General features: G+C 58.0%; 4 protein-coding genes. 3 read left to right on the top strand and 1 reads right to left on the bottom strand.

The window, feature by feature from the left end:
* Positions 1-288 precede the first annotated feature (288 nt).
* Positions 289-1,431 carry a glutathione-independent formaldehyde dehydrogenase gene (locus tag D6T64_RS00235; RefSeq protein WP_119970296.1) on the top strand — a complete coding sequence of 381 codons (1,143 nt, stop codon included), beginning with the start codon at positions 289-291 and terminating at the stop codon, positions 1,429-1,431.
* A gap of 92 nt (positions 1,432-1,523) precedes the next feature.
* Here D6T64_RS00235 and D6T64_RS23570 read toward each other — a convergent pair whose 3' ends face one another.
* Entirely contained in the window at positions 1,524-1,721 is a 198-nt protein-coding gene (locus D6T64_RS23570; RefSeq protein WP_377012996.1) for a DUF3140 domain-containing protein, read from the bottom strand.
* Between the two features lie 40 nt (positions 1,722-1,761).
* Here D6T64_RS23570 and D6T64_RS00225 point away from each other — a divergent pair, with 40 nt between their 5' ends.
* The gene (locus D6T64_RS00225; RefSeq protein ID WP_119970291.1) at positions 1,762-2,172 is read left to right on the top strand and encodes an ester cyclase; all 411 of its coding nucleotides are present in this window, start codon (positions 1,762-1,764) and stop codon (positions 2,170-2,172) included.
* 238 nt (positions 2,173-2,410) lie between these two features.
* Positions 2,411-3,658 (top strand): IS1380 family transposase, encoded by a 1,248-nt coding sequence (locus tag D6T64_RS00220; protein ID WP_119970289.1) that lies wholly within the window; start codon positions 2,411-2,413, stop codon positions 3,656-3,658.
* Positions 3,659-4,035 lie beyond the last annotated feature (377 nt).

Here is a 4,035-nt window from a genome sequence, read left to right as displayed (position 1 = left end):
ACACCGGAGGGCAGATGCGCCAACGCGCTGTCCTTGAGATCGGCATTGATTTGCTCGATGATCGCATGTTGGCGATGGGTTTGATCGGCCGTGACGGTGGCCTGTGATGTCCGGTGTGGGCGTCGCGATAATTGTGGCGGTGAGGCGGTGCGCATGGAACGGTGGTAGACACACACTGTGCACAATCTGTGGGCAGCTTGAGGTTGTCCCGGCACTGAAATTCGTACACCTCCGAAAGTGAAAACGGACCGTTCATGTTTACGGTCATGAAAACCAGGGAGAGAAAAAATGAAGGCAGTCGTTTATAAGGGCCCCAATGAGGTTAACGTTGAAGAAGTTCCGGATGCCACGATCGAACGTCCCACTGACGTTCTCGTACGCATCACGGCCACGAATATTTGCGGTTCAGATTTACACATGTACGAGGGACGCACCAATTTCGAAACTGGACGCACGTTTGGCCATGAAAATATGGGCGAGGTCATCGAGATCGGTAATGGCGTCGACAAGGTAAAAGTCGGCGAACGCGTCGTGCTGCCGTTCAATATTTCTTGCGGGTTTTGCAAGAATTGCGAACGCGGTTTCACCAACTATTGCATGACCACTCAGTCAGACCCGGTCGGCGCGGGCGCCGCCTACGGCTTCGCTGGTATGGGTCCGTATCCTGGCGGGCAGGCCCAAATGTTGCGTGTGCCCTACGGCGACAACAACTGCTTGCGCCTGGGTGAAGACGCCATAGAAAAACAAAACGATTACGTGATGCTTTCGGACATTTTCCCTACCGGCTATCACGCTACCGAGATGGCTGGAGTCATACCCGGTGACACAGTAGTGATTTACGGCGCGGGTCCGGTCGGGCTGATGGCCGCCCTGTCCGCGACGATCAAGGGCGCGAGTAAAGTCTGGGTTGTGGATCGACGCCCAGACCGGCTGGCCCTCGCCGAGCAGATCGGCGCGATTCCCATTGATGACTCGAAGACGGACCCGGTTCAGTTTGTTTTGGACCAGACTAAGGGTATTGGCGCGGATCGGGGTTGTGAATGCGTGGGCTATCAGGCCCACGACCCACAAGGCACCGAAGATCCCGCCATGACTCTGAATCGGCTGATTCGGTCCGTGCGCATCACCGGCGGAATTGGTGTTGTTGGCGTTTTCCTGCCGGCAGATCCTGGCGGCATTGACGAGAACGCCAAGCAGGGCAAGATTGCTATTGACTACGGCCAGCAGTGGCTCAAGGGCCAAAACATTGGCAGTGGCCAATGCCCGGTAAAGAAATATAATCGGCAGTTGCGCGAGCTAATTGCCGTGGGCAAGGCCAAGCCATCATGGATCGTTTCCCACGAGATTCCCCTCAGCGACGCCGCGGATGCCTATAAGAACTTCGGCGACCGCACCGACGGGTGGACCAAGGTGATCCTGAAGCCCGAATAGGCCAACATGGAGCCTCCCATTTGACCCGACCCCTATGGTCCAAATTACGGCGCACGCGTCAGGGAGAACCAGACCGTAAAATTCCCCTGCCACTACCTTTTTAGTGGGTCATTTACCCAGTTCATTAACGAGTATCGCCACCGTGAGTGCTCGGCGTTGGAATTTGTGCCCTCTGCCCTGTTCCGCTTCACGTAGTTGATCACCCTAGACATGTGTTCGATAGCGTACGCGGTCAGATCGGCCTTTTTCATTCTAAGAATTGCAGACATATGATCACCCGTGGCCCACACAAACCCATCCGCGATAAATGTTTAGGAAGAGAGTAAACACATGAGTCAAGAAATGAATATCGCAGCCCAGCATAAGTTTGGTGACGCCCTGAACAGCGGAAAACTCGACCTTCTCGACAACCTTGTGGCCGCCGACGCAGTTGACAACGACCCTGCCCTTGGGCAAGGCCCGGGCCCCGAGGGCTACAAAGCGTTTTTTGGCGAGATGATTGCTGCTTTTCCAGACCTGCACCTTGAAGTCGAGCGTCTCGTCGCTAACGATACCGACGTCGCATTCGCTTATATCCTCACCGGCACCCACCAAGGCCCTCTCATGGGCCACGCCGCTAGCGGCAAAACGATGTCTGTTCGTGGCATGCAAATTAGCCGGTTTGAGAACGGGAAACTTATCGAGCGGTGGGGTAGCAGCGACCAACAGGGCATGCTCGAACAACTCGGTTTGACACCGTAATTTGCGACTACTGGCGTTTCGATCAGAAGGGGCAGTGCCAAAAACGCGTATTTAAAATACTGTGCGATGCGAGACGGTCGTGATCGCGTACTTGGCTCGCAGGCAGGGCTGTACTTAGCCTCGATCCACCGGTCGAGTTGCGGTTGTTGCGGCGCGTTAAACCGAGAATGCCTGTCGGATCAGGAAAAATAGAACTTACTTAGGGTTCATTTCAACCGATCCGAGAGGCATCTCGTAGATGCAACTTTTCCATACATCGAACCGTTTGTCCGCCACTTTCGACGACACAAATCTCGTGTCGGCCGCAGGCCTCGTCCCCGCGCTGGCGTTGGCGGTGAAAACAGGTCTCGGGGAGCTCGCCGATGCCCAGTTGAGCTTGCCCGGATACTTCGGTGCGAACGCCGGATTGAAAGTCACCGCGTTGGTCGCGGGAATGCTCGCCGGAGCCGACTCAATTGATGACATGGCGTTGTTGCGGCACGGCGGCATGAAGAAACTCTTCGTCGGAACCTACGCCCCGTCAACGTTGGGCTCATTTCTACGAGCATTCACGTTTGGTCATGTCCGTCAGCTCGACGCTGTCGCCTGGCGGTGGCTGGTCAACCTGGCCACCCACACGCCAATCGTCGCTGGGATCGACGACTACGCGTTGGTCGATATCGACGACACCATCAAGGAAGTCCACGGATATCAGAAGCAAGGCTCCGGGTATGGCTACTCCGGAGTGCGCGGCCTGAACGCTCTGATCGGCATCGTCTCCACGCCGAAGGCGGCACCGATCATCATCGGGTCCCGGCTGCGGAAAGGATCGACGGGCTCTCCCCGCGGCGCGGGCAAGTTCGTCGGCGACGTCCTCGCCACCGTGAAACGCCTCCGCAGCCGGGCGGCGACCGGCGTCGTGCTGCTGCGCGCGGATAGCGCGTTCTATGGCCACGCTGTCGTCGCCGCCGCACACCGCGCCGGGGCGAAAGTGTCTATCACTGCTCGGATGGACCCCGCCGTCAAGCGGGCAATCGCCACGATCACCGCCGACCAGTGGACCACGATCAACTACACCGACGCGATCCGAGACGAGGAAACCGGCGCCTGGATTTCATCTGCCGAGGTCGCCGAAGTCACCTTCACCGCGTTCAGTTCACGCAAGAAATCCGAACGCATCGAAGGTCGACTGGTCGTGCGACGGATCCCGGAACTGAACCAGAAAGCGAGCGAAGGACAACCGACACTCTTCGACACGCATCGCTTTCACGCGTTCTTCACGACCAGCACGCTGGANCTTTCCCGCTCCGTTGGTTCACTGGCCGGCGCAGATCTGGGCAAAGCGCGCAGCGGCACTATCCGCCGCAAACTCATCAATATTCCCGCCCGAATCTCCACCTCAGCCCGGAAAATTCTTCTGCACCTGCCAGCTAGCTGGCCGTGGGAAACCGGATGGACAACCGCATTCGCGGCGGCCTGCGGCCCGCCGCGCACCATCCCCACCTGACCACCAGCCACCCGGCCCCGAAGATCACGGAACACAATCGGCAGCAAGGCCGACAGCTTCACCGCGCCCACCACCACTCAGAATCCAGCGACCACGCTCAATCAAGGCGAACCGGTGGATCGAGGCTTAGTGTTCCTGCTAGCGTGGCCGGTCTGTCAGCGCTTGCGCGCAGGCAGATTCGTTGCCGCTGCCAACGTCGTGCGTTTCGTTTCACCGTGCGTTTGTTGGTCTTAGAAAACACGCCCTAGCTCCCTATTCTCGACTGGCTGATCGCCGGCTGTGTTTTGTCAACTTGAACCCGGCCATTTGATCGCTAATTAACCGGCCACTTCGGCACCGATTCCGGCCATTTGATCACGGTGCCTGCCGCGGTCGGG

This window comes from Cryobacterium melibiosiphilum, from assembly GCF_003602235.1.
GTDB classification, from domain to species: Bacteria; Actinomycetota; Actinomycetes; order Actinomycetales; family Microbacteriaceae; genus Cryobacterium; species Cryobacterium melibiosiphilum.
The sequence above is the reverse complement of the archived record's forward strand: the minus strand, read 5'-3'. Positions and strand labels throughout refer to the sequence as shown.